General features: G+C 61.4%; 7 protein-coding genes and 1 pseudogene. All 8 read right to left on the minus strand.

Annotated features, from left to right (window positions below):
• Window positions 1-25: 25 nt before the first annotated feature.
• Window positions 26-1,672: a cation acetate symporter gene (locus ACZRN6_RS29020; RefSeq protein WP_322144621.1), complete on the minus strand. Its 1,647-nt coding sequence runs from the start codon at window positions 1,670-1,672 to the stop codon at window positions 26-28.
• A complete protein-coding gene (locus tag ACZRN6_RS29025) occupies window positions 1,669-1,977 on the minus strand; it encodes a DUF485 domain-containing protein (protein ID WP_464009441.1) in 309 nt (102 codons plus the stop codon). The genes ACZRN6_RS29020 and ACZRN6_RS29025 overlap by 4 nt, the downstream gene beginning before the upstream one ends.
• A 51-nt stretch (window positions 1,978-2,028) precedes the next feature.
• Window positions 2,029-2,151 (minus strand): annotated as a pseudogene (locus ACZRN6_RS29030) (outer membrane lipoprotein carrier protein LolA); the annotation flags it as partial.
• Window positions 2,141-3,217, minus strand: a complete 1,077-nt coding sequence (gene paaE, locus ACZRN6_RS29035) for a 1,2-phenylacetyl-CoA epoxidase subunit PaaE (RefSeq protein WP_322144623.1) — start codon at window positions 3,215-3,217, stop codon at window positions 2,141-2,143. The gene paaE and the pseudogene ACZRN6_RS29030, both read right to left, overlap by 11 nt.
• A gap of 33 nt (window positions 3,218-3,250) precedes the next feature.
• On the minus strand, window positions 3,251-3,784 hold the full coding sequence (gene paaD / locus ACZRN6_RS29040; RefSeq protein ID WP_322144624.1) for a 1,2-phenylacetyl-CoA epoxidase subunit PaaD: 534 nt from the start codon (window positions 3,782-3,784) through the stop codon (window positions 3,251-3,253).
• Entirely contained in the window at window positions 3,771-4,532 is a 762-nt protein-coding gene (gene paaC / locus ACZRN6_RS29045) for a 1,2-phenylacetyl-CoA epoxidase subunit PaaC (protein WP_322144625.1), read from the minus strand. The genes paaD and paaC overlap by 14 nt, the downstream gene beginning before the upstream one ends.
• 8 nt (window positions 4,533-4,540) lie before the next feature.
• Window positions 4,541-4,822 carry a 1,2-phenylacetyl-CoA epoxidase subunit PaaB gene (paaB, locus tag ACZRN6_RS29050; RefSeq protein WP_003208899.1) on the minus strand — a complete coding sequence of 94 codons (282 nt, stop codon included), beginning with the start codon at window positions 4,820-4,822 and terminating at the stop codon, window positions 4,541-4,543.
• Window positions 4,823-4,849: 27 nt separating this feature from the next.
• A complete protein-coding gene (gene paaA / locus ACZRN6_RS29055; protein ID WP_177089538.1) occupies window positions 4,850-5,839 on the minus strand; it encodes a 1,2-phenylacetyl-CoA epoxidase subunit PaaA in 990 nt (329 codons plus the stop codon).
• Window positions 5,840-6,087 lie beyond the last annotated feature (248 nt).

A 6,087-nucleotide genomic window follows, 5' to 3' on the forward strand; every position in this document is an offset into this window, starting at 1 on the left:
ATTCCTCCGGGTTGGAAAATGAGAGTTAGTGTTTGCTGGCGCCTGCGGCACCAATGCCGGTCATGGAGCGAATGAACTGGGCCAGGTAACGCCCGCGTTCAATCGCAGCGCGGGGCGAGCGGTCGGTGACGGAAAAGACCCAGGCGCTGAAAAAAGCCAGGCTCATAGAGAACAGGGCCGGGTTGGAGTAGGGGAACAGTGCCTTGTCGTAATGCAGCACGTTGACCCACACCGCCGGGCTCAGTACCAGCAACACGATGGCCGACACCAGGCCCGCCAGGCTGCCGGTCACCGCGCCACGGGTGGTCAGGCCCTTCCAGTACATCGAGAGGAACAGCACCGGAAAATTCACCGACGCGGCGATCGCCAAAACCAGGCCGGACAGGAAGGCAATGTTCTGCGACTCAAACAGCAGGCCGAGGATGATCGCCAATACGCCGATGCACAGCGTGGCGATGCGCGACACGCTGATCTCCTGCTGCTCGCTGGCCTGGCCCTTGCGGATCACACACGCATACAGGTCATGGGACACTGCCGACGCGCCAGACAACGCAAGCCCGGCCACCACGGCCAGGATGGTCGCGAACGCTACCGCCGAAATGAACCCGAGGAACAGGTTGCCGCCCACGGCCTGGGCCAGGTGCACGGCGATCATGTTGCCGCCGCCGATGATCGCGCCGTTGGCATCACGGAAGCTTGGGTCGGTGCCCACCATGACAATAGCGCCAAAGCCGACAATGATCAGCAGCAGGTAGAAGTAACCAATGAAACCGGTGGCGTAGAACACGCTCTTGCGCGCTTCCTTGGCGTCGCTGACGGTGAAGAAACGCATCAGGATATGCGGCAGCCCGGCGGTGCCGAACATCATGCCCAGCCCCAGGGAAATCGCATCAATCGGGTTGGACAACAAACCGCCCGGCGCCATGATCGCGTTGCCCTTGGCATGCACGGCGGTGGCCCCGGCGAACATCGCCTCGGTGCTGAAGCCAAAATGCTTGAGCACCATGAACGCCATGAAGGTGGTGCCGAACAGCAGCATCACCGCCTTGATGATCTGCACCCACGTGGTGGCGAGCATGCCGCCGAAGGTCACGTAGAACACCATCAACACGCCCACCAGCATCACCGCATACAGGTAGTCGATGCCGAACAGCAGCTCGATCAGCTTGCCCGCGCCGACCATCTGCGCCACCAGGTACATCAAGGCCACGGTCAGGGTGCCGAAGGCCGAGGTCAGGCGCACCGGGGTTTGTTCCAGACGATAGGACACCACGTCGGCAAACGTGTACTTGCCCAGGTTGCGCAGGCGTTCGGCGATCAGGAACAGGATGATCGGCCAGCCGGCCAATACGCCGAGGGCGTACAACAGGCCGTCATAACCGTTGAGGAACATCATCGCCGAGATGCCGAGGAAGGACGCTGCGGAAATCATGTCGCCGGCAATCGCCAGTCCATTCTGGAAGCCGGTCATGCCGCCGCCGGCGGTGTAAAAATCACTGGCGGAACGGGTGCGCAGGGCGGCCCAGCGCGTCACACCGAGGGTAAACAGCACGAACACCAGGAACATGCCGATCGCATTCCAGTTCAGCGGCCGGGACGCGCCGTCTGCGGCCACCGCAAGGTCCGTAGCCAACGCCAGGGGCAATAGAAACCACGCCATAAGCCGGCTCATGGCGCGCACTCCAGCTTCAGCTTGTCGTTCAGCGGGTCGATCACGTGGTTGGCGCGGTACACATAAAAGCCGGTGAGCGCGAACGCCAACAGCACAATCACCACCCCCACCAGCATGCCCACCGTGGTCACGCCGCCGCTTAACGACTGCCCGAGGGTGGCCGGGGAGAACGCCACCAGCAGCACAAACCCGAAATAGATCACCAGCATGATCAGCGACAGCGGCCAGTACAGGTTCTGTTTACGGCGTACCAACTGGATGAAATCGGGATGTCGACGGATGCGTTCGATATCGTCGGGGGTCATGGTGGTGTGCTCCTTTTTATTGTTGTTGTTGTGGTTAAACCTGCGCCCTGCAGGAGCGAGCTTGCTCGCGAAAAACCTGAGGGCGCCGCGTTGATTCAGGCTACCCGCGTCATCGTTAACGACCTTCGCGAGCAAGCTCGCTCCTAAAGGGTGCGGTGTGTCCTTAAAGCTGATCGAAATCCAATACCACCTTGTCGCTGACCGGGAACGCCTGGCACGAAAGCACATAGCCGGCGGCCACTTCGTAGTCTTCCAGGGCGTGGTTGCTGTCCATCTCCACTTCGCCCTCGATCACCTTGCATTTGCAGGTGGAGCACACGCCGGCCTTGCACGAATACGGCAGTTCGGCGCCCTGGGCGTTGCCGGCATCGAGGATGCTCTGGCTGTTGCGTGGCAGGTCGAAGGCCAGGGCGCGGCCATCGCTGATCACGGTGATCTGGCTGACCGCCGCATCCACTTGGCGCGCCGCTTCGCGGGCCTCGCGTTTATGCTGGCTGCCGGCGGCGGCGAACAGTTCGAAATGGATGCGCTCGGGCGCCATGCCCTTGGCCTTGAGGCTGTCGCGCACGGTTTCGGTCATCTCCTGCGGGCCGCAGATAAAGGCCGCATCGAGGGTTTTTACGTCGAGCCAGCGGGAGAACAGTTGTTCGCATTTGTCGGCGTTGATGCGGCCGTTGTAGAGGTCGACGTCCTGCTGTTCACGGCTGAACACGAAGATCAGGTTCAGGCGCTGCAGGTAGCGATTCTTCAGGTCTTCGAGCTGTTCGCGAAACAGCGCACCGGAGCTGGAGCGGTTGCCATACAACAGGGTCACGCGGCTGTGGGGCTCGGTTTGCAGGGTGGTCTTGATGATCGACAGGATCGGCGTGATGCCGCTGCCGGCTGCTACCGCCAGGTAATGGCCGTGGCGAGCAGGATCAAGCTCCACATGAAAGTGCCCGGCGGGCGACATCACTTCCAGGCTGTGGCCGGCCTTGAGCTGCTCATTGGCAAACGCCGAAAACCGCCCGCCGGCCACGCGCTTGATGGCGATGCGCAGTTCACCGTCATTGACCCCGGTGCAGATCGAATACGAGCGGCGCACTTCTTCACCATCCAGTTGGGTGCGCATCACCAGGTGCTGGCCCTGGGTGAAGTGAAAGCTGTCTTGCAGGTGCTGCGGAATCTCGAAGGCGATGGACACCGCGTCACGGGTCTCGTTGCGCACATCCTTGATGGTCAGGCTGTGAAATTTGCTCATTGTTGTTCTCCAACCAAGCGGGCCACTGGCCCCTCAGATGCACTTGAAATAGTCGAACGGTTCCAGGCAATCGCGGCAGCGGTGCAGCGCCTTGCAGGCGGTGGAGCCGAATTCGCTGAGTACTTCGGTGTGAGTGCTGGCACATTGCGGGCAGGCGATCACCGGGCTTTCGCCGAGCAGGCTGCGCTTGCTGCTACTGCCTTGGGGCGGCGCGATGCCGTAGGCCCGCAAGCGTTCGCGGCCGTCGTGGGTGATCCAGTCGGTGGTCCAGGCCGGAGTCAGCTTGCGTTCCAGTTGCGGCGCGCGAAAACCCGCCAGCTCCAGGGCGTCGCGAATATCGCCCTCGATCACTTCGGTGGCCGGGCAGCCAGAGTAGGTAGGCGTGACCACCACATGCAGATGGCCGGCCTGCCAGTCCAGATCACGCACAATGCCCAGATCGACCACGCTCACCACCGGCACTTCCGGGTCCATGACCTGCGCCAGGGTGGCCCACGCGGCGGCCAGGTCGGTGGGTTGCGCCGGGCGTGCGCCCTGGTCGCTGGCGATCAGCTCACCAGGTTGCATCGGGGTACGCTCGTGGTAGGAATTGCATTTCTGCTAACAGAATCCCCAAGTGCTCGCTGTGCAGGCCGCGTCGGGCGTCCAGGTAGAAATAGTTCGCAGCGGGCGGCACAGGCAGGGTGGCGCTGCTGAAAATCTCGCTGACGTTGGTTTGCCATGCAGCGGCGACTTGCGCGGCGTCCGGTGTGATACCGGCTGCATGCAGGCGCTGTTCACTGTCGTCGGCACTGGTCAGTTCCACGGTAAAACGCCACAGCTCGGGGATCGCCGCGAGCATGCGCTGATGGCTTTGCTCAGTGCCGTCCCCCAGGCGCTCCACCCACTCGCTGGAGCGGCGCAGGTGATAGGTAACTTCCTTGACTGCCTTGGCAGCGATGCCGGCGATGCGTTCGTCACTGGACTGGGCCAGGCCACTCAGCACCGGCAAGTGCCAGGCGTCATACAGGAATTGCTTGAGGATAGTCACCGCGTAGTCGCCGTTGGGTTGTTCTACCAGCAGCAGATTGCGATAGGCCCGTTCATCCCGGCGGAAGGCCAGGTGATCGGCGTCACGCCCGTCATCCAGCAGCTCGGCGGCGTATTCCAGCCAGTTGCGCGCCTGGCCTACCAGGTCGAGGCCGACGTTCATCAGCGCCAGTTCTTCTTCCAAGGCCGGCGCATGGCCGCACCATTGGCACAGGCGCTGGCCCTGGATCAGGGCACTGTCGCCGAGGCGCAGCAGGTATTCGATCAGATCGGTTTGAGTGTTCATGGTCGACCTCACATGTGCCCGACTTCAGCCGGCAGCTCGTAAAAGCTGGCGTGGCGGTAGACCTTGTCATCGGCCGGGTCGAACAGCGGGTCTTTCTCGTCCGGCGACGAAGCCGTGATCAGTGCCGAAGGCACCACCCACAAACTCACGCCTTCGCTGCGCCGGGTGTACAGCTCCCGGGCGTTCTCGATGGCCATGGTGGTGTCGGCGGCATGCACGCTGCCCACATGCTTGTGATTCAGGCCGTGCTTGCTGCGCACGAAGACTTCAAACAGGGTCCATTCAGACATAACGGTGACTCCACATCAGGTGGCCGATCAGGCGGCGTTCTTGTTCTGTTTTTTACGGGCGTGGGCGACGGCGGCTTCGCGCACCCAGGCACCGTCTTCAATGGCTTTGCGGCGGGTGGCGACGCGTTCCTGGTTGCACGGGCCGTTGCCCTTGAGCACTTCGTAGAACTCGCTCCACTGGATCTCGCCGAAATCGTAATGGCCGCGTTCGGCGTTCCACTTCAGGTCCGGGTCGGGGCAGGTGCAGCCCAGCAGTTCCAGTTGCGGGATGGTCTGGTCGATGAAGCGCTGGCGCAGTTCGTCGTTGCTTTGGCGCTTGATCTTCCAGGCCATGGACTGGGCGCTGTTGGGGGAGTGTTCGTCGCTGGGGCCGAACATCATCAGCGACGGCCACCACAGGCGGTTGATTGCGTCCTGGACCATGTCTTTTTGCGCCTGGGTACCCTGGCGCATCATGGTCAGCAGCAGTTCGTAGCCTTGGCGCTGGTGGAAGCTTTCTTCCTTGCAGATGCGCACCATGGCCCGGGAGTAGGGGCCGTAGGAGGTACGTTGCAGTACCACTTGGTTGACGATGGCGGCGCCGTCGACCAGCCAGCCCACGGCGCCCATGTCGGCCCAGTTCAGGGTTGGGTAGTTGAAGATGCTGGAGTATTTGGCTTTGCCGCTGTGGAGTTTGGCGATTTCTTCGTCGCGGTCGGCGCCCAGGGTTTCCATGGCGCTGTAGAGGTACAGGCCGTGGCCGGCTTCGTCCTGGATTTTGGCCATCAGTTGCAGTTTGCGTTTGAGGCTGGGGGCGCGGGTGACCCAGTTGCCTTCGGGCAGCATGCCGACGATTTCGGAGTGGGCGTGTTGGGAGATTTGGCGGATCAGGGTTTGACGGTAGGCGTCAGGCATCCAGTTCTTGGCTTCGATTTTGATTTCGGCGTCGATTTTTTCCTGGAAGGCGCGTTCCTGGTCGGACATCTCGGAGAGGTCCTTGATGCGCTTTACTCCGGTTTCTACAAGCTGTGCGTACATGGGGGGTCTCCCGCCTTGTGTTTTGTCGTAGGCATGGGACTTTATAAGCGATACGAAAATTAATATCAAACACAAAATTACGTGTCGGTATCGTTTCTTGTATCGCTTTGGGTTGAGTGTATATCCGTTGCTGCGGTAACGGCTTCTTATGGTTCCGCTCTTACAGCCACCCCTTTCAAGGTCTTGGTTTAAAATCCCCCAACCGATTCAGTCAGGACGACGAGACTATGTGGGAAAAGGTTTTAGAG

It is taken from the genome of Pseudomonas sp. A125, assembly GCF_055409485.1.